The sequence below is a fragment of the Salmonella sp. JXY0409-18 genome (assembly GCF_020268625.1).
Classification (GTDB): domain Bacteria; phylum Pseudomonadota; class Gammaproteobacteria; order Enterobacterales; family Enterobacteriaceae; genus Salmonella; species Salmonella enterica.
The window spans coordinates 801849-820882 of record NZ_CP084216.1 but is presented as its reverse complement, the minus strand read 5'-3'; the positions used below and the strand labels follow the sequence as shown (position 1 = coordinate 820882).

Below are 19034 nucleotides of genomic sequence, written 5' to 3'. Positions count from 1 at the left end.
CCCGATCATAGCGGCCAAATATCATCGATAATAATCTGTAAACTACGGTTGCCGCGAAACTCGTTAATGTCCAGTTTATAAGCCAGTTCTACCTCCCGCACGCCGTTATCCGGCCAACAGGTCGTATCAATATTAAATGCGATGCCATCCAACAGCGGGCCGCCGCCGACGGGCTCCACCATCACCTTAAGGTGGCGCTCGCCCACCAGACGCTGTTGTAGCAGACGGAAACGACCATCGAATAACGGTTCCGGGAACATTTGCCCCCACGGTCCGGCATCCCGCAACAGTTGCGCCACTTCCATAGACATCTCCGCCGCGCTTAATGGACCATCGGAGATCACCTCGCCTTGCAACAGGGCAGGATCGAGCCATTCCGTCACCAGCTCGCCAAAACGTTGCTGAAACTGCTCGAATTTATGCTCTTCCAGCGACAATCCCGCCGCCATCGCATGACCGCCGAACTTGATCATCAGATCAGGGTAAAGCGTATCCAGCCTTTCCAGCGCATCGCGCATATGCAGCCCCTGAATCGATCGGCCTGAGCCTTTTAGCGTGCCGTCGCCCGCAGGCGCAAAGGCGATCACCGGGCGGTGAAAACGCTCTTTAATGCGCGACGCCAGAATTCCGACCACGCCCTGATGCCATTCAGGATGATACATCGCCAGACCGCCCGGCAGCGTTTCACTACTGCGCTCAAGCTTTTCACACAGGATAAGCGCTTCCGCCTGCATCCCCTGCTCTATTTCTTTGCGCGTCTGGTTAAGCGCATCCAGCTCGCTGGCCAGAACACGCGCTTCGCCGAGGTTATCGCATAACAGTAACGCCACGCCAACGGACATATCATCCAGCCTGCCGGCGGCATTCAGGCGAGGCCCCAACGCGAAGCCTAAATCACTGGCGGCAAGCTGCTGCGGATCGCGATTCGATATCTCCAGCAACGCTTTAATTCCCGGGCGGCATTTCCCGGCACGAATACGACTTAGCCCTTGCCAGGTCAGAATACGGTTGTTAGCGTCCAGCGGCACAACGTCTGCTACCGTTCCCAACGCCACTAAATCCAGCAGCTCCGCCAGATTCGGCGGCGCGATGTTGCGCTCGTCGAACCATCCTTTGTCGCGCAAAAATGTTCGCAACGCCAGCATCAGGTAAAACGCCACGCCGACGCCCGCCAGCGACTTAGACGGGAATTCGCAGTCGCGCAGATTAGGATTAATAATCGCTTCGGCATCCGGCAACGTGTCGCCTGGCAGGTGGTGATCGGTCACGATCACCGGAATCCCCAACGTCTTTGCATGCGCTACGCCGGCGTGGGATGAAATGCCGTTGTCTACGGTGACGATAAGCTGCGCGCCGCGCGCCTTCGCCTGATCGACCACTTCCGGGCTTAAACCGTAGCCATCTTCAAAGCGATTAGGCACCAGATAACTGATGTTGTCACATCCCAACGCACGCATTCCCAATACGCTTAGCGCAGTACTGGTCGCGCCGTCGGCGTCAAAATCGCCAACAACAATAATGCGGGTACCTTCGCGAAAGGCGTTGTAGAGGATCTCCACCGCGTTATCTATGCCGCTAAGCTGTTGCCAGGGCAGCATTCCTTTCACGCTGCGCTCCAGTTCGCGGGCGCTACGAACGCCCCGGCTGGCATATAAACGCCGTAGTAATGGAGGAAGATCGGCGGGGAGTTCCGCCGTCTCATCAGCCTCACGCCGACGAAGTTGTCTCTGTTGTTTCACGCGTATTATTTACCACTGGTCTGTTTTTGATGCTCATCAAGAAACGCTTTCATCTCTTTCGGTCCCTGATAGCCAGGCACCACATAGCCGTTACTCAATACAATGGCTGGCGTACCGCTAACGCCCAACTGCACGCCCAACGCATAATGATCAGCAATGTTCACGTCACAGCTTGCCGGTTTCACGCCCTTACCTGCCATGGCGTCATCAAACGCTTTGTTTTTGTCTTTGGCGCACCAGATAGATTTCATATCCTGCTCCGCCTGGCTTTCCAGCCCCTGGCGCGGGAAGGCCAGATAACGTACCGTAATCCCCAGCGCGTTATAATCTTTCATCTCTTCATGTAGCTTATGACAATAGCCGCAGGTGATATCGGTAAAAACAGTAATGACATGTTTCTCATCCGGCGCTTTATAGACGATCATCTCTTTTTCCAGCGCATTTAGCTGGCTCATCAGCAGTTTGTTCGTCACGTTTACCGGATGCGCGCCGCTCACGTCATACATCGGCCCTTGAATAATATGTTTGCCGTCATCAGTGACGTACAGTACGCCGCTGTGAGTGAGGACGGTTTTCATCCCTGCCACTGGCGAGGCCTGAATTTCCGTACTCTGAACGCCCAGCTTAGCCAGCGACTGACGGATAGCCGCATCATCCGCATGGGCCACGCCTGAAAACGCCGCCGCCAGTAAAGTGAACATCATAAAACGCTTTTTCATAAACTATCCTTTCCTGTCAGCACTCATGCCCGCGGATGGTGCTGTTGATGAAGTTGACGCAAACGCTCCGTTGCGACATGCGTATAAATTTGTGTCGTCGAAAGATCGCTATGCCCAAGTAGCATTTGTACAACGCGCAAGTCGGCGCCGTGATTCAGCAAATGCGTGGCGAAAGCGTGACGTAAAACATGCGGCGATAGTTTTTCGCTATCGATTCCAGCCAGTACCGCATAATGTTTAATACGGTGCCAGAAGGTCTGCCGCGTCATCTGCTGCGCACGCTGGCTGGGGAATAATACGTCAATCGATACGCCATTGAGTAACCAGGGACGCCCATGCTCCAGATACGTTTCCAGCCAATATACCGCCTCTTCGCCTAACGGCACCAACCGCTCTTTATTGCCTTTACCGATAACCCGCACCACGCCCTGCCGCAGACTGATATCGCTCATTGTCAGCCCCACCAGTTCCGACACGCGCAAACCGGTGGCATACAGCACTTCCAACATAGCTTTATCGCGCAACTCCAAAGGTTGATCAATAAGCGGCGCCTGCAAGAGCCGCTCAACCTGCGCCTCGCTAAGATCTTTCGGTAAACGCTGCGGAAGCTTAGGCGAGGCCAACTGCGCGCTCGGATCATCCTCACGATACTTTTCACGGTACAGATGCTGGAAAAAGCGCCGCATAGCGCTTAACAGGCGTGCGGAGCTGGTCGCTTTGTATCCGCCCTCCACCCGTTCAGCCAGCAGCGTTTGTAAATCATCAGCCTGCGCCGTCGCAAGCGTTTTTCCGCGATGATGCAACCACGCAACGACCATCGATAAATCGCGACGATACGCGCTTAATGTATTTTCCGCCAGATTTCGTTCCAGCCACAGGGCATCCAGAAACTGCTCAATACGCGCTAAATCCTGTTCCATTCGCGCTCCCTACTTCACGCTTACTTTTGGTGCATTATGCCTCATTGTGCCGTGAATGCAGTGATTCTGTTACACTACCCGCAACGCTATAGCAGAATCGAGATGTAACGTAATGAACATGGGTCTTTTTTACGGTTCCAGCACGTGCTACACCGAGATGGCCGCAGAGAAAATTCGCGATATCCTCGGCCCGGAGCTGGTGACATTACATAACCTCAAGGATGACGCCCCCGCCTTAATGGAGCAGTACGACGTGCTCATTTTAGGCATCCCCACCTGGGATTTTGGTGAAATTCAGGAGGACTGGGAAGCCGTCTGGGAGCAACTGGACGATCTCAATCTGGAAGGCAAAATCGTTGCGCTTTACGGTATGGGCGACCAGCTCGGCTACGGCGAGTGGTTCCTGGATGCGCTGGGGATGTTGCATGACAAACTTGCCCTCAAAGGCGTTAAATTTGTCGGCTACTGGCCCACAGAAGGCTACGAATTTACCAGCAATAAACCGGTCATTGCGGATGGGCAACTGTTTGTCGGCCTGGCGCTGGATGAAACGAACCAGTACGATCTCAGCGATGAGCGTATACAGACCTGGTGTGAACAAATTCTCGGCGAAATGGCCGAACACTACGCCTGAAGCCTTACTCGCTGTATTTCCCTCTCGACGGAACCGCGTTTGCGCCGTTCCGTCAGTGTTGGCCTGATATCGGCTGCTGTAACAGTATCCGACGCAACTCACGCCATTCCGCTTCTTCCATGCTATCCGCCGCCAGCCATAAATGCTGATGACGTCCAGACTCTGCGCGTAAACGCAACACCATCCCGCTCTTCAGTAACCAGGGCGGACGCAAGAGCGTCCAGTCCTGCCCCTGCCAGCGTAAGCGCCCGTCCATGAGTAGCTTGATCTCTCCCTGACAGGTATTAATCCTGCGCTGGCTACGTACACAGTCAAACACGACCAGCGACAGTAGTATCATCCATAACGGGGTATAACTCAGCGGCCAGGGCATCAATAAAATCACCGCGGCAACCAGCCCATGAATGAGCAATGAGATCCACTGAGCGCGCCATGAGACGCGTAAATCAGATTGCCACAGGACCACGTTCCCGATTCCGTGTCTGAATGAGTCGGACCATCTGTTCCAGTTCAGCGTCAGCCGGTTTACCGTGATTCATCAACCAGTTAAATAAATCCGGGTCATCACTCTGCAACAAACGGACAAAAATACGCTTTTCTTCATCACTTAAACTATCGTACTCATGTTCAAAAAACGGCATGATGGAAATATCAAGTTCGCGCATACCGCGACGACATGCCCAGTGAATACGTGCTTTATTGTGAATATCCATGTTCTTCCTGCCTCGCGAAAATGAAGTACCGGGCTATTGTAACGTGTTTTTGGCGTTGTTTTACGGGAATCTCAGTAATCTGGAACGCGATCGCGAAATAAAAGGCTGGGAATCAATACGTTCATCCGTTTTGGATACCGCCTCGCAAAACGATCAATCCGCTCTCAATGGGCTATTTAAAGCACTTGCAATGACCGATGGCTCTTTTACCATTAACCATTATTGTTGCAGCTAACCAGGACATTATTTATGGCTTTTATCTCCTTTCCGCCACGTCATCCTTCATCGTCAGCCCGCCTGCCGCTGACGCTGATCGCGCTTGACGACTGGGCGCTGTCGTCCATCACCGGCGTAGACAGTGAAAAGTATATTCAGGGCCAGGTCACCGCTGACGTAAGCCAGATGACTGAACAGCAACACCTTCTCGCCGCCCACTGCGATGCTAAAGGTAAGATGTGGAGCACTCTGCGCCTGTTCCGTGAGCGCGACGGTTTCGCCTGGATTGAACGCCGTAGCGTGCGTGAAGCGCAATTAACGGAGCTGAAAAAGTATGCCGTATTTTCCAAAGTGGTCATCGCGCCGGATGACGAACGCGTATTGCTTGGCGTGGCAGGTTTTCAGGCCCGCGCGGCGCTGGCTAATGTCTTTAGCGAACTGCCCAATAGCGAAAATCAGGTGGTCAGAGACGGCGCCTCCACGTTGCTATGGTTTGAACATCCTGCGGAACGATTCCTGCTTGTCACCGATGTCGCGACGGCCAACATGTTAACGGAGAAGTTGCATGGCGAAGCCGAACTGAATAACAGTCAACAGTGGCTGGCGTTGGATATTGAAGCAGGCATTCCGGTGATTGACGCGGCGAACAGCGGTCAATTTATCCCCCAGGCGACTAACCTACAGGCGCTGGGCGGCATCAGCTTCAAGAAAGGCTGCTACACCGGACAGGAGATGGTCGCACGGGCAAAATTCCGCGGCGCCAATAAACGCGCGCTTTGGTTGCTGGCGGGCAAAGCCAGCCGGGTACCGGAAGCAGGAGAAGATCTGGAGCTACAGATGGGCGAGAACTGGCGTCGAACCGGCGCTATTCTGGCGGCGACGCAGTTGGACGATGGTCAGTTACTGGTTCAGGCCGTCATGAATAACGATTTAGAAGCCGAAAGCGTCTTCCGCGTTCGCGACGATGCCAACACCCTGCATATCGTCCCGCTGCCCTACTCGCTGGAAGAGTGATATCACGTTAAAAGCCGGATAGCCTGATAGCGCAACGCCATCAGGCTCGCACGTGCTATTCTCGTAGGCCGGATAAGGTGCGACAGCGCCGCCATCCGGCACGGGCATCCGGGAATTACGCCTGTCCCACATACAAATAGATGGCCAGGAAGTGGCACACGCTGCCACCCAGCACAAAGCCATGCCAGATGGCGTGGTTATAAGGTATGCGTTTGCAAACATAGAAAATTACGCCCAGCGAGTAAACGACGCCACCTACCGCCAGCAGCGTCACGCCGCCTATCGCCAGCTTAATCGCCAACTGATAAACCACTATCAGCGACAGCCAGCCCATTGCCAGATACGTAACCAGTGAAAGCACTTTAAATCGGTGCGCAATCGTCAACTTGAAGAGGATACCGAATAGCGCCAGGCTCCAGATCACAATCATTAGTCCGCGCGCCAGCGGCGAATCCAGACCTACCAGCAGAAATGGCGTATAGGTTCCGGCAATGAGCAGATAGATAGCGCAGTGATCAAATTTCTTTAACCAGATTTTTGCCCGCTGATGAGGAATGGCATGATAAAGCGTTGAGGCAAGAAAAAGCAGGATCATGCTCCCGCCATATAAACTGTAGCTGGCAATAGCCGTCATACCAGCATTCGCCTCTACCGCCTGAACCAACAACAGCACCAGGCCGACAATACCAAATACCAATCCAATGCCGTGGCTAATACTGTTGGCGATTTCCTCAGCCAGCGAATATCCCTGCGTCATTAATGGTTTTTGCACCATAACTTACTCCGGAGAAACGTTCATAACGATGAACTGCGCCTCTAGCGTAACTGAGAATGGTTCCAGTGAACACATGTTAGCTAAAATAAATTCGCAAAATTAAATTTTCTTTCTTATTCAATAATTTAATCACAAAAACTCAACTAACACGCGTTCATATTTATCAAAGGCATTTAAAATCAATCACATAAAATTGCGTCTGGTTGGGATAGATTTCAGCAATGACCCGTTTCAGCTCATCAAGCGACATATTTTCCTGTTGCGCATGTTTTTCGTTCAGCGTATCCAGCGTCACAGTTGACGTTCCTGTCACTTCGATTGTGCAAAAATAGCCATCATCTTCGAACCGCCCCACGCGTAGCATATCGCCTGCTTTAAAGTGGGACTCGGAGGCATCACGAATGGTGATGGTTTTACGCCCTGCCAGAATGTCATTCTGGAAACGTTGAAAGAAAGTAATGTCGTTTGGCTGCATGTGGTTATCCCCTGAATATGAACTCTTGAAGTGGATGTTACGATCTGAATGTGTTCCTGCCCCGACACGCGAGCCCCCTGGAATTTTGCGTACGCTTTACATGTCATTTGGTGCAGAATGAATGATAACAGACTAAATAAATTGAGATTATGCAACAATGAGAAAACTCACCTTGCCAAAAGATTTTTTATGGGGCGGCGCGGTTGCTGCACACCAGGTTGAAGGCGGCTGGAATAAAGGCGGTAAAGGCCCCAGCATCTGCGACGTGCTAACCGGCGGCGCACACGGCGTGCCACGCGAAATTACCCAGAATGTCGTTGCTGGCAAATACTATCCGAACCACGAGGCGGTGGATTTTTACGGACATTACAAAGAAGACATCCGTCTTTTCGCCGAAATGGGGTTCAAATGCTTCCGTACCTCTATTGCCTGGACGCGTATCTTCCCGAATGGCGACGAATCCCAGCCAAACGAGGCCGGTCTGAAATTCTACGACGACATGTTTGATGAATTGCTCAAATACAACATCGAACCGGTCATCACCCTTTCCCACTTTGAAATGCCGTTACATCTGGTCCAGCACTACGGCGGCTGGACCAATCGTAAAGTCGTTGATTTCTTTGTCCGTTTTGCTGAAGTCGTGTTTGAACGCTACAAGCATAAGGTCAAATACTGGATGACCTTCAACGAAATTAACAACCAGCGAAACTGGCGCGCGCCGCTGTTTGGCTACTGCTGTTCCGGCGTGGTGTATACCGAGCATGAGAATCCAGAAGAAACCATGTATCAGGTCTTACATCATCAGTTTGTCGCCAGCGCCCTGGCGGTGAAAGCGGCACGTCGTATTAATCCACAGATGAAAGTTGGCTGTATGCTGGCGATGGTCGCGCTGTATCCCTTCTCCTGCAAACCAGAAGATGTGATGTTTGCTCAGGAATCGATGCGTGAACGCTACGTCTTTACCGATGTACAGCTGCGCGGCTATTACCCGTCCTATGTGTTGAACGAGTGGGAGCGCCGCGGATTTAACATCAAAATAGAAGATGGCGATCTTGAAGTGCTGCGCGAAGGCACCTGCGACTATCTTGGTTTCAGTTATTACATGACCAACGCGGTCAAAGCCGAAGGCGGGAGCGGCGATGCGATTTCCGGTTTTGAAGGCAGCGTACCGAACCCCTATGTTAAAGCCTCTGACTGGGGCTGGCAGATTGACCCGGTGGGCCTGCGTTATTCATTGTGTGAACTGTACGAACGCTATCAAAAGCCGCTGTTTATTGTCGAAAACGGTTTTGGTGCTTACGACAAAGTAGAAGAAGATGGCAGCATCAACGACGACTATCGCATTGACTACCTGCGCGCCCATATTGAAGAGATGAAAAAAGCGGTGACTTACGATGGTGTCGACCTGATGGGCTACACGCCGTGGGGCTGCATCGACTGCGTGTCGTTCACCACCGGGCAGTACAGCAAGCGCTACGGCTTTATCTACGTGAACAAGCACGATGACGGTACGGGCGATATGTCGCGTTCGCGTAAGAAAAGCTTCAACTGGTACAAAGAGGTGATTGCCAGCAACGGCGAGAAGCTTTAACTCCTGCACGTTACCCGCCAGTCGGCGGGTAACACTTTGAACGAGTCTTACCAGGTCTTACCTATTTTAAATTCCCAGCGTACATCTTCCATTTTGGTTGGCGACTTCGCTTCCTGCATTACCGGGAAGAAGGCTCCGGCACCAAACCATAACTTCAGTGAATCGACAGCAATATTAAATGATGGACCAACAACCCATTCGGTAGTTCCAGAATGGTTATTAACTACGCTGCCATTAGACAGTTTTTTCGTTCCAGAGGCATTATTGCTGTAGGCACTTTCCAGACCAAGATCCAGCGGTAAATCGCTAAACATATACCGCACCTGGGTATTCCACTGGAATTCGTTACCTCGTTTCACGTCCTGGTTACCGCGCTCAAATGGTCCCTGATATACAAAACCCATATCCCCTTTAATGTTAGGAGTAAATAATTTTGTTAAAGTGAGTGTTACTCTTCCTCCCCAGGCGCTATTCCCAGGCAAATGATTATCTCCATCTTGCCCGGTGGGTAGTAATAATGCCCCGCCTACCGTAACCCAAAACGGATCACCTCTTCGCTGGCTTATTAAAGCATAATTGACCCCCACCGATTGGTCGCCCATTCCCTCTATGTACTCAGGAGACAGATTGTCTCGTTTGTTATTGATATAGGAACCCACAGTTGATAATTCCAGTCTGTCGGTCAAACCGTAACGAATCTTCAATAACCATATCTGGGAGTAAACATCCGGGCTTCCGTGCCCCTCGATTTGATGATCTTTATCGCGAAATGAGCTATTCACGGCGGTTAATAACTTTCCTTCCGGCAATACTGAACCACCAGAAATAGCGGTATTAACTGGTGCACCTAATAGATTACTGGGATTATTTTCTCCGTTAGCTGCCATTGCATTCATTAATAGAAAATATGTTATTAATGGCAGAAATATAAATCGTTTCATTATTCCCTCCAGGTATAAAAAACAAAGCGCTAAGTTAATAAACATTTACGTTATTTACGCTTATTTTTAATTTATAATTTAAATTAATAACTTGATGAATTTAATATACGGAAATTTTTGTAACTATATTGAGAGGTAAATAACGATTCCGGAGAGAAACTATTTGTAACTACATGTAAATACACCGTGTTATTTTGATTAAATAACAGCAAGGTAAAAATGATGCACAATGAATCATTAGACTCTAAAAAAGCGGTAATTTAATTCTGGCTAATACACTGATACAAACGCCAGGTTGCCTGACAGGAGCCAACGATTTACTGTAATATATTGAATTAGTAACACTTTGTAGCCTGAATAAGGCACTCACACTGCATCCGACATCAACAAAGCGCACTTTATTAACAAGCTGAAAAGGCGCCGAAGCGCCTTTAGAAGACAGTCGAATCAGTAAATTACTGGTAGTCGCTAATCGGTACGCAGGAGCAGAACAGGTTACGGTCGCCATAAACATCATCCAGACGTTTCACCGTCGGCCAGTATTTGTCTGCCACGCCTGCCGGGAATACGGCAACTTCACGGCTGTACGGATGCGCCCACTCGGCGACCAGTTCGTTCTGAATGTGCGGCGCGTTCACCAGCGGGTTATCTTCCAGCGGCCAGACACCGGCTTTCACCTGGTCAATCTCTGCGCGGATAGCCAGCATCGCATCGATAAAGCGATCCAGCTCGGCCTTACCTTCAGATTCCGTCGGCTCTACCATCAGCGTGCCCGCCACCGGGAACGACATGGTTGGCGCATGGAAACCGTAGTCGATCAGACGCTTGGCAATATCCAGCTCGCTGATGCCGGTTTCTTCTTTCAATGGGCGAATATCAAGAATACATTCGTGCGCCACACAGCCATCGCGACCGGTATACAGTACCGGATAGGCATCTTTCAGACGGCTGGCAATGTAGTTAGCGTTAAGAATCGCGACCTGGCTTGCCTGCTTCAGGCCTTCTGCACCCATCATGCGGATGTACATCCAGCTGATTGGCAGGATAGAGGCACTACCGAACGGCGCCGCAGACACCGCGCCCTGACGGGTTAACATGCCTTCGATTTGCACCACGCTATGACCCGGTACGAACGGTGCCAGATGCGCTTTCACGCCGATCGGTCCCATGCCTGGGCCGCCGCCGCCGTGCGGAATGCAGAAAGTTTTATGCAAATTGAGGTGCGAAACGTCTGCGCCAATAAAGCCCGGTGAGGTGATGCCGACCTGGGCGTTCATGTTCGCGCCGTCAAGGTAAACCTGACCGCCGAACTGGTGCACAACTTCACACACTTCACGGATCGTTTCTTCATAGACGCCGTGGGTGGACGGATAGGTCACCATGATGCAAGAGAGGTTCGCAGCATGTTGTTCTGCTTTTGCTCGCAGATCGTCCAGGTCGATGTTGCCGTTCTTATCACACGCCACAACCACCACCTGCATTCCTGCCATATGTGCAGAAGCAGGGTTAGTGCCGTGAGCAGAGGCCGGAATCAGGCAGATATCGCGATGCCCTTCGTTGCGGCTTTCGTGATAGTGACGAATCGCCAGCAGCCCCGCGTATTCCCCCTGTGCGCCGGAGTTAGGCTGCATACAGACGGCGTCGTACCCGGTGAGTTTCACCAGCCAGTCAGAAAGCTGGCTAATCATCTGATGATATCCTTCGGCCTGTTCCGGCGGGCAGAACGGGTGCAGTTCAGCGAATTCCGGCCAGGTGATAGGAATCATCTCGGCGGCGGCGTTCAGCTTCATGGTGCAGGAACCCAGCGGGATCATCGCCTGATTCAGCGCCAGATCTTTACGCTCCAGCGAGTGCATGTAGCGCATCATCTCGGTTTCGCTGTGGTAACGGTTAAATACCGGATGCGTCAGAATCGCATCGTCACGCAGCATACTTTGCTGAATGGAACGGCTATCAAGCGCCACGTCTTTATCCAGTGTTTCAATGTTCAGACCGTGGCTGTCGCCCAGCAAAACATTGAACAACTGCGCCACATTCTCACGGGTGGTGGTTTCATCGAGCGTAATACCAACCGCGTTATGAATATCGCTGCGCAGATTGATCTCTGCCGCTTCCGCACGCGCCAGTACCGCAGCTTTATCAGCTACTTCCACACACAGGGTGTCGAAGTAGTGCGCATGACGCAGCTTTAAGCCTTTCTGTTGCAGACCTGCCGCCATAATATCGGTCAGGCGGTGGATACGATTAGCGATGCGCTTCAGACCAACCGGACCATGATAAACGGCATACAGGCTGGCGATGTTAGCCAGCAGTACCTGCGAGGTACAAATATTGGAGTTCGCTTTCTCACGACGGATATGCTGCTCGCGAGTCTGCATCGCCATGCGCAGTGCGGTATTGCCCGCCGCATCTTTTGAGACGCCGATAATACGGCCTGGCATGGAGCGTTTAAATTCGTCTTTGGCGGCAAAGAACGCCGCGTGCGGGCCACCGTACCCCATCGGTACGCCGAAGCGTTGCGCAGAGCCGAAAACAATGTCCGCGCCCTGTTTGCCCGGAGCCATCAGCAGCACCAGCGCCATAAAATCGGCGGCGACGCTGACCACAACTTTACGGGATTTCAGCTCAGTAATCAGTGCGCTGTAGTCGTGAATTTCGCCCGTGGTGCCTACCTGTTGTAACAGCACGCCAAACACATCCTGGTGATCCAGTGCTTTCGCCGCGTCATCCACAATGACGTCAAAGCCAAAGGTTTCGGCGCGAGTACGCACGACGTCCAGAGTTTGCGGATGGACATCAGAGGCGACAAAGAAACGGTTGGCATTTTTCAGTTTGCTGACGCGCTTTGCCATCGCCATCGCTTCAGCGGCGGCGGTCGCTTCATCCAGCAGCGAGGCGGAAGCCATGTCCAGCCCCGTCAGGTCCAGCGTCACCTGTTGGAAGTTGAGCAGCGCTTCCAGACGCCCCTGAGAGACTTCCGGCTGATAAGGAGTGTAGGCGGTATACCAGCCTGGATTTTCCAGCATGTTGCGCAGGATAACCGGCGGTAGCTGCACGGCTGTGTAGCCCATGCCAATGTAGGACGTGAAGCGCTTGTTACGCCCGGCGATGGCTTTTAATTCCGCCAGTGCGGCATATTCGGTTGCCGCCTCGCCAACCTGCGGCGGAGTCGCGAGCTGAATGTCTTTCGGCACAATCTGACCTGTCAGCGCGTTTAACGACTCGGCGCCAACCGCATTCAGCATCTCTTGCTGCTGCGCGGCGTCCGGTCCGATGTGGCGTTCAATGAAAGCGCCGCGGTTTTCAAGCTGGCTTAACGTCTGTGTCATGGGCGATGGTTCCTGAAACGTGCAGTGAATCGTAGGTGTCTCTAACTCAATTGCCCGGTGGCGCTGACGCTTACCGGGCCTACGCGTGCGAAAACGAATACGCAAAATCATTCGCGTTGCAGTGAGTAGGCCGGATAAGCATTAGCGCCATCCGGCACAACATTATTCGTCTTCTAACAATGCCTCATACGCGGTGGCATCCAGCAGCGATTCAAGTTCGCTTTCATCGCTGGCTTTGATTTTAAAGATCCAGCCACCGGCATACGGTTCGCTGTTCACCAGCTCCGGGGAGTCGCTCAGCGCATCGTTTACCGCCACGATCTCGCCGCTTACCGGCGCATAAATGTCGGACGCCGCTTTTACGGACTCCGCCACGGCGCAGTCGTCGCCCGCGCTTACGGTCGCGCCGACTTCCGGCAGATCAACAAAAACCATATCGCCCAACAGCTCCTGAGCGTGTTCAGTAATGCCAACGGTGTAAGTGCCATCCGCTTCTTTACGCAGCCATTCGTGTTCTTTGCTGTATTTCAGTTCTGCGGGTACGTTGCTCATCAATTAATCTCCAAAAAAGGATGAATCACGCGACGGCTTTGCCGTTACGCACAAAAACAGGTTTAGTCACTTTTACCGGCATTTCACGGTTACGAATTTGTACAATCGCCGTCTCGCCGATGCCCGCCGGAACGCGCGCCAGCGCAATGCTGTAGCCCAACGTTGGGGAAAACGTCCCGCTGGTGATAATGCCTTCTTGCTGATTGCCCTGCGCATCGGTAAAACGCACCGGCAGTTCATTACGCAATACACCTTTCTCGGTCATCACCAGACCGACAAGCTGCTCATGGCCTTTTTCACGCTGCATCTCCAGCGCCTCACGGCCAATAAAGTCGCGGTCAGCAGGTTCCCAGGCGATAGTCCATCCCATATTAGCCGCCAGCGGAGAGATACCTTCATCCATCTCCTGACCGTACAGGTTCATGCCTGCTTCCAGACGCAGCGTGTCGCGCGCGCCAAGACCGCACGGCTTCACGCCCGCCTCCACCAGCGCACGCCAGAAATCCGCCGCTTTTTCATTCGGCATGGCGATTTCATAGCCCGCTTCGCCGGTATAACCGGTGGTGGCGATAAACAAATCACCCGCCTGTACGCCGAAGAACGGCTTCATACCTTCTACTGCATGGCGCTGTTGGTCAGTAAACAGAGTCGCCGCTTTTTCCTGCGCATTCGGCCCCTGTACCGCAATCAGCGACAGGTCGTCACGAACGGTGATGTCGATGGCATAAGGTTCAGCATGTTGGGTAATCCAGGAGAGGTCTTTTTCGCGGGTGGCGGAGTTAACAACGAGACGGAAGAAATCTTCAGTGAAGTAGTAGACGATAAGGTCATCAATCACGCCGCCCGATGCGTTAAGCATACCGGAGTAGAGGGCTTTACCCGTCTTCGTTAGCTTCGCGACGTCGTTTGCCAGCAGATAACGTAGAAACTCTCGTGTACGGCTACCATGAAGATCGACAATGGTCATATGCGATACATCAAACATCCCGGCATCGGTGCGCACAGCGTGGTGTTCATCAAGCTGAGAGCCGTAATGCAGGGGCATCATCCAGCCATGAAAATCGACCATGCGGGCGCCGCATAGCGTGTGTTGTTCGTACAAAGGCGTCTGTTGGGCCATCTTTTCCTCGTTGAATTAGCGGGGGCTAACAACCATTTTCATGGGAAATCTTCGCCACGAAACCTGGCATCGACGCCCTTTTTCCTGCGCCGACGCAAACGTTCTCTTGCTCCTGAACTTACCACCGAACCAGGCGCTAAACCATAAGGCTGAATTTACCATCACATTAGCTTATGACTAAAAAACGCTAAAATCCCATCAGCACAAAAAACCACTATTACGCTAAATACTCGTCATAAAAAGGAAGCTGATACGATTTACCACAACATAAATTAATATTAAATGCGGAAAAAATGTCGAAAATCGCGTTCGCCAAAAATAGTGGCATTAGAAAATATAATGCGAAATAAGCGGTGAAATTAGATTATTTCAAACGAGGAAAGCCCCCCGGGGCGATAGCCGGGAAAGCAAAGTGTGACGGGTTTCAAACTCTTGCTGGCGTGCAGTCAGACGCTTAACGAAGCCATTGCGGAAGGTCGTTTAGCCCCATTGCCTGGCGAAGCAGTTGGGGTTTGACGCCGGGGAGCGTATCCGCCAGTTTCAGTCCGATGTCGCGCAACAATTTTTTTGCCGGGTTTTCGCCGGCAAACAGGTCACGAAAACCTTGCATCCCGGCAAGCATCATCGCCGCGCTATGTTTACGGCTACGCTCATAACGACGAAGATAAAGATGTTGACCAATGTCTTTGCCCTGACGCTGAAGCCGGCGCAGATCGTCCACCAGTTCGGCCGCGTCCATAAAGCCGAGGTTGACGCCTTGCCCTGCCAGCGGATGGATGGTGTGCGCGGCATCGCCGACCAACGCCAGACGATGCGCGGCAAACTGGCGAGCATAGCGGCCCGTCAGCGGAAAAACCTGCCGTTCGCTTTCCAGGCGGCATAAGCCCAGCCGATTATCGAAGGCGATAGTCAACGCCTGGTTAAACGCCTCGTCGCCGCTCTGTTGCATACGCTCCGCATCCTGCGGAGAAAGCGACCAGACAATGGAACACAGATGCGGATCGCTTAACGGCAAAAACGCCAGAATACCTTCACCATGAAACACCTGGCGAGCAACCGCGCCGTGCGGCTCTTCGGTGCGGATAGTCGCTACCAGCGCATGGTGACGGTAGTCCCAGAAAGTTAAGGGAATATCCGCTTTGTTACGCAGCCAGGAGTTGGCGCCATCCGCGGCAATCACCAGACGCGCGGTTAACATCGCGCCGTCTTTTAAAGTCAGGAAGGCGTCGTTTTCCCCCCAGGCGACCTGCTGTAATTCCGCTGGCGCCATTAAGGTGATATCCGCCGCTTGCTGCGCTTTTTGCCACAGTGCATAGTGAATGACGCTGTTTTCAACAATATGCCCCAGATGGCTATATCCCATGCTTGCGTCATCAAACGTAATACGGCCAAAGCTGTCTTTATCCCAGACTTCCATACCGTGGTAGCAACTTGCCCGTCGCGCCACAATGTTTGACCATACGCCAAGACGGGTAAGCAGTTTTTCGCTGGCGGCATTAATCGCCGACACCCGAAGCTGAGGCGGCGCATCGTTCGCCAACGGCTGGGGGACTACGTGATCCAGTACCGCAACGCGCAAACCGCTCCCCTGCAAGCCGCAGGCAACAGCCAGTCCCACCATGCCTCCGCCAACTATTGCTACATCAACACTTTGCACTATTTACTCCTGGAAACCGGAACAATCAAAACCGTAGGCCGGATAAGGCGAAGCTGCCATCCGGCATTTTTACGAACACGATGCCGGATGGCGGCATAAATGCCTTATCCGGCCTACAGATCTGCTTAACGCGCAACCCAACCTAAGGTCCGCTGTGCCAGCGCATCGCGCGCAGGCGGTAATAACTCCATCGCCATTAAACCGATATTGCGCCCAATAACCAGCGGCGCCCAACGATTTGCAAACAGATGGACCAGACCGTTCGTTACGCCAATCGTCGTATCCCGGTCAACCTGACGACGCTGCTGATAGCGCGATAACACGTGCCAGGCGCCAATATCCTCGCCCGCGTCCTGTGCCGCGACCAGCGTTTCCGCCAGGCTCATGACATCACGCAGACCGAGATTAAACCCTTGTCCGGCGATAGGATGCAACGTCTGCGCCGCATTGCCGACCACGACAGTCCGGTGAGTAAACACTTTTGCCGCCGTAGTAAGGGCAAGCGGATACGCGCTGCGCTTACCGGCCTGAGTAATTCGCCCCAGCCGCCAGCCAAACGCGGCCTGCAACGCATGACAGAACTGCGCGTCGGACCAGCTCAGCACCTCATCGCGCTGGTCGAGCGGGTGACACCAAACCAGCGAACATCGGCCATGCGACATCGGCAACATCGCCAGCGGGCCATTGGGAGTAAAACGTTCAAAGGCGCGTCCCTGATGCGGGATCGCGGTCGCGACATTCGCTATCACCGCTAACTGTTCGTAAGGCTCCTGATGCCAGTCAACGCCGCAGGCTGACGCCAGCGCGGAGTGGGTACCGTTAGCCGCCACCAGCACGCTGCCAGCTATCACATTGCCGTTTTCCAGAGTGACGTTAACCTGCTGTTGGGTACGTGACACGCTGGCTACGCGCTCCGGGCAGTGCAGCGTAACGCCCGGCGCTTTACGCAAGAGCGCAAACAGACGCAGCCCGATATCATGCAGCTCCGCAACGTGACCCAACGCTGCCAGGCTGTAATCCTGCGCGTCGAGAGTCACAAATCCGGCATGACCGCGATCGCTGACGTGTACGGTGTTGATTGCCGTTGCGCAATCGGAAATCGTCTGCCAGACGCCAATTCGCGCCAGTTGCTGGCAAGTGCCCGCCGCCAGCGCAATCGCTCTGGCGTCAAAGCCGGGATGGCCGTCGGCTTCAGGCGCTTTCGCTTCAATCAGGTGTACCGGCAACGTCCCATGACTGAACTGAGAGATGGCCAGCGCCAGCGTCGCGCCTGCCATGCCGCCGCCAACGATAATGACGCTCATTGCTGCCGCGCCGCCGCCATTAATGCCTCAATGTCATCCGCCTTCTTCACAACGCCAGCGGTCAGGTTTTCATTACCGGTTTCGGTAATGACAATGTCATCTTCAATTCGAACGCCAATGCCGCGATACGCTTCCGGCACGTCGGCATCCGGCGCGATATAGAGGCCTGGCTCTACGGTCAGCACCATGCCCGGCTCCAGGATGCGGGAGCGATCCGGCCCATAAACGCCGACATCATGAACATCCAGCCCCAGCCAGTGGCTCAAGCCATGCATAAAGAAAGGACGATGCGCATTTTCGGCAATCAGTTGATCAACCTCTCCTTGCAAAATCCCCAGCTTCACCAGCCCGGTTATCATGATGCGCACGACTTCGCCGGTCACCTCCTGAATAGAGGTGCCAGGACGGAACAGTCGCAGGCTGGTCTCCAGCGATTCCAGAACGATGTCATAAATTTCACGCTGAGCTGGCGTGAATTTCCCGTTCACCGGGAAAGTACGCGTGATGTCGCCCGCGTAACCTTTATATTCACAGCCCGCGTCGATAAGCACTAAATCGCCGTCGCGCATTTCACTTTCGTTTTCAGTGTAATGCAGGATACAGCCATTTTCGCCGCTGCCGACAATGGTGTTATAGGAGGGATAGCGCGCGCCGTGGCGATTAAATTCGTGGTGAATTTCACCCTCCAACTGATACTCAAACATCCCCGGACGGCATTTTTCCATCGCGCGGATATGCGCCAGCGCGCTAATTTCCCCGGCACGGCGCAGGACAGCAATCTCTTCCGGCGATTTGAACAGGCGCATCTCATGGACGATCGGTCGCCAGTCAGTCATGGTGGCCGGCGCGGTCAGATTCTGGCGGGAGCCTTTACGCAGCTTCTCCAGCGCAGCCAGAACAATCTCGTCGGCATACGCATATTCGCCCTGCGCGTGGTACACCACATCCAGACCATTAAGCAACTGAAAGAGTTGCTGGTTGATTTCGCTAAACGCCAGCGCCCGGTCAACACCCAGTTTTTCCGGCGCGGCATCCTGTCCTAAACGGCGACCAAACCAGATTTCCGCCGTCAGGTCGCGAACGCGGTTGAACAAAACGCTGTGGTTGTGGGTGTCATCACTCTTAATCAGTACCAGCACGGCTTCCGGTTCGTTAAAACCGGTGAAATACCAGAAGTCGCTACTCTGGCGATACGGATATTCACTGTCTGCGCTGCGCGTCGCCTCCGGCGCGGCAAAGATCAGCGCGGCGCTGCCGGGCTGCATTTGCGCCAGTAATGCCTGGCGACGGCGTTGGTATTCCTGCTGAGTCATGACATGGCCTCCATTTCGTTTT

The 19034-nt window shown here is 53.2% G+C and carries 17 protein-coding genes; 3 read left to right on the top strand and 14 right to left on the bottom strand.

The window, feature by feature from the left end; translation table 11 throughout:
- Window positions 1-5 precede the first annotated feature (5 nt).
- Genes recJ through xerD form a run of 3 tightly spaced genes read right to left on the bottom strand, consistent with a single transcriptional unit; the run spans window position 6 to window position 3378 of the window.
- On the bottom strand, window positions 6-1739 hold the full coding sequence (gene recJ, locus LDB27_RS03970) for a single-stranded-DNA-specific exonuclease RecJ (RefSeq protein ID WP_000813394.1): 1734 nt from the start codon (window positions 1737-1739) through the stop codon (window positions 6-8).
- Between the two features lie 5 nt (window positions 1740-1744).
- Window positions 1745-2458 carry a bifunctional protein-disulfide isomerase/oxidoreductase DsbC gene (dsbC, locus tag LDB27_RS03965; RefSeq protein WP_000745614.1) on the bottom strand — a complete coding sequence of 238 codons (714 nt, stop codon included), beginning with the start codon at window positions 2456-2458 and terminating at the stop codon, window positions 1745-1747.
- 23 nt (window positions 2459-2481) lie between these two features.
- A complete protein-coding gene (xerD, locus tag LDB27_RS03960; protein ID WP_000434302.1) occupies window positions 2482-3378 on the bottom strand; it encodes a site-specific tyrosine recombinase XerD in 897 nt (298 codons plus the stop codon).
- Window positions 3379-3490: 112 nt separating this feature from the next.
- Here xerD and fldB point away from each other — a divergent pair, with 112 nt between their 5' ends.
- A complete protein-coding gene (fldB, locus tag LDB27_RS03955; RefSeq protein ID WP_001055885.1) occupies window positions 3491-4012 on the top strand; it encodes a flavodoxin FldB in 522 nt (173 codons plus the stop codon).
- A gap of 52 nt (window positions 4013-4064) precedes the next feature.
- Here fldB and LDB27_RS03950 read toward each other — a convergent pair whose 3' ends face one another.
- Together LDB27_RS03950 and sdhE are read right to left on the bottom strand one after the other, a co-directional pair.
- Window positions 4065-4478, bottom strand: coding sequence for a protein YgfX (locus LDB27_RS03950; RefSeq protein WP_000244756.1), 414 nt, complete (start codon window positions 4476-4478; stop codon window positions 4065-4067).
- Window positions 4459-4725 (bottom strand): FAD assembly factor SdhE, encoded by a 267-nt coding sequence (gene sdhE, locus LDB27_RS03945; RefSeq protein ID WP_000351186.1) that lies wholly within the window; start codon window positions 4723-4725, stop codon window positions 4459-4461. The genes LDB27_RS03950 and sdhE overlap by 20 nt, the downstream gene beginning before the upstream one ends.
- A gap of 249 nt (window positions 4726-4974) precedes the next feature.
- Between sdhE and ygfZ the strand changes: the two genes are divergently transcribed.
- Window positions 4975-5955, top strand: coding sequence for a tRNA-modifying protein YgfZ (ygfZ, locus tag LDB27_RS03940; protein ID WP_000874170.1), 981 nt, complete (start codon window positions 4975-4977; stop codon window positions 5953-5955).
- Window positions 5956-6070: 115 nt separating this feature from the next.
- On the opposite strand, the gene trhA is transcribed toward ygfZ, so the two are convergent.
- Together trhA and yqfB are read right to left on the bottom strand one after the other, a co-directional pair.
- Window positions 6071-6730: a PAQR family membrane homeostasis protein TrhA gene (gene trhA, locus LDB27_RS03935; protein WP_000250289.1), complete on the bottom strand. Its 660-nt coding sequence runs from the start codon at window positions 6728-6730 to the stop codon at window positions 6071-6073.
- 163 nt (window positions 6731-6893) lie between these two features.
- Complete coding sequence (gene yqfB / locus LDB27_RS03930) at window positions 6894-7205, bottom strand: N(4)-acetylcytidine aminohydrolase (protein WP_001182972.1); 312 nt, start codon at window positions 7203-7205, stop codon at window positions 6894-6896.
- Between the two features lie 157 nt (window positions 7206-7362).
- Here yqfB and bglA point away from each other — a divergent pair, with 157 nt between their 5' ends.
- On the top strand, window positions 7363-8796 hold the full coding sequence (gene bglA / locus LDB27_RS03925; RefSeq protein ID WP_001230152.1) for a 6-phospho-beta-glucosidase BglA: 1434 nt from the start codon (window positions 7363-7365) through the stop codon (window positions 8794-8796).
- Between the two features lie 47 nt (window positions 8797-8843).
- Here the strand turns inward: bglA and LDB27_RS03920 are convergent, their stop codons facing one another.
- The 7 genes from LDB27_RS03920 to pepP all read right to left on the bottom strand — a co-directional run bounded on the left by LDB27_RS03920 (window position 8844) and on the right by pepP (window position 19012).
- Window positions 8844-9737, bottom strand: coding sequence for a transporter (locus LDB27_RS03920; RefSeq protein WP_000819364.1), 894 nt, complete (start codon window positions 9735-9737; stop codon window positions 8844-8846).
- A 455-nt stretch (window positions 9738-10192) separates the two neighbouring features.
- Complete coding sequence (gcvP, locus tag LDB27_RS03915) at window positions 10193-13066, bottom strand: aminomethyl-transferring glycine dehydrogenase (protein WP_046380621.1); 2874 nt, start codon at window positions 13064-13066, stop codon at window positions 10193-10195.
- A 162-nt stretch (window positions 13067-13228) separates the two neighbouring features.
- Window positions 13229-13618, bottom strand: a complete 390-nt coding sequence (gene gcvH, locus LDB27_RS03910) for a glycine cleavage system protein GcvH (protein WP_001295377.1) — start codon at window positions 13616-13618, stop codon at window positions 13229-13231.
- Window positions 13619-13643: 25 nt separating this feature from the next.
- Window positions 13644-14738, bottom strand: coding sequence for a glycine cleavage system aminomethyltransferase GcvT (gene gcvT / locus LDB27_RS03905; protein WP_000068738.1), 1095 nt, complete (start codon window positions 14736-14738; stop codon window positions 13644-13646).
- 454 nt (window positions 14739-15192) lie between these two features.
- Window positions 15193-16395, bottom strand: coding sequence for an FAD-dependent 2-octaprenylphenol hydroxylase (ubiI, locus tag LDB27_RS03900; RefSeq protein WP_001192144.1), 1203 nt, complete (start codon window positions 16393-16395; stop codon window positions 15193-15195).
- A 125-nt stretch (window positions 16396-16520) separates the two neighbouring features.
- Window positions 16521-17699, bottom strand: coding sequence for a 2-octaprenyl-6-methoxyphenyl hydroxylase (gene ubiH, locus LDB27_RS03895; RefSeq protein WP_000111152.1), 1179 nt, complete (start codon window positions 17697-17699; stop codon window positions 16521-16523).
- Complete coding sequence (gene pepP / locus LDB27_RS03890) at window positions 17696-19012, bottom strand: Xaa-Pro aminopeptidase (protein WP_000193681.1); 1317 nt, start codon at window positions 19010-19012, stop codon at window positions 17696-17698. The genes ubiH and pepP overlap by 4 nt, the downstream gene beginning before the upstream one ends.
- Window positions 19013-19034 lie beyond the last annotated feature (22 nt).

Excerpts from the sequence above, each read along its gene's own strand:
- gcvH (WP_001295377.1), bottom strand. The coding sequence starts at position 13,618 with ATGAGCAACGTACCCGCAGAACTGAAATACAGCAAAGAACACGAATGG.
- dsbC (WP_000745614.1), bottom strand. The coding sequence starts at position 2,458 with ATGAAAAAGCGTTTTATGATGTTCACTTTACTGGCGGCGGCGTTTTCA.
- pepP (WP_000193681.1), bottom strand. The coding sequence starts at position 19,012 with ATGACTCAGCAGGAATACCAACGCCGTCGCCAGGCATTACTGGCGCAA.
- yqfB (WP_001182972.1), bottom strand. The coding sequence starts at position 7,205 with ATGCAGCCAAACGACATTACTTTCTTTCAACGTTTCCAGAATGACATT.
- trhA (WP_000250289.1), bottom strand. The coding sequence starts at position 6,730 with ATGGTGCAAAAACCATTAATGACGCAGGGATATTCGCTGGCTGAGGAA.
- bglA (WP_001230152.1), top strand. The coding sequence starts at position 7,363 with ATGAGAAAACTCACCTTGCCAAAAGATTTTTTATGGGGCGGCGCGGTT.
- LDB27_RS03920 (WP_000819364.1), bottom strand. The coding sequence starts at position 9,737 with ATGAAACGATTTATATTTCTGCCATTAATAACATATTTTCTATTAATG.
- gcvT (WP_000068738.1), bottom strand. The coding sequence starts at position 14,738 with ATGGCCCAACAGACGCCTTTGTACGAACAACACACGCTATGCGGCGCC.
- gcvP (WP_046380621.1), bottom strand. The coding sequence starts at position 13,066 with ATGACACAGACGTTAAGCCAGCTTGAAAACCGCGGCGCTTTCATTGAA.
- sdhE (WP_000351186.1), bottom strand. The coding sequence starts at position 4,725 with ATGGATATTCACAATAAAGCACGTATTCACTGGGCATGTCGTCGCGGT.
- fldB (WP_001055885.1), top strand. The coding sequence starts at position 3,491 with ATGAACATGGGTCTTTTTTACGGTTCCAGCACGTGCTACACCGAGATG.
- ygfZ (WP_000874170.1), top strand. The coding sequence starts at position 4,975 with ATGGCTTTTATCTCCTTTCCGCCACGTCATCCTTCATCGTCAGCCCGC.
- xerD (WP_000434302.1), bottom strand. The coding sequence starts at position 3,378 with ATGGAACAGGATTTAGCGCGTATTGAGCAGTTTCTGGATGCCCTGTGG.
- ubiH (WP_000111152.1), bottom strand. The coding sequence starts at position 17,699 with ATGAGCGTCATTATCGTTGGCGGCGGCATGGCAGGCGCGACGCTGGCG.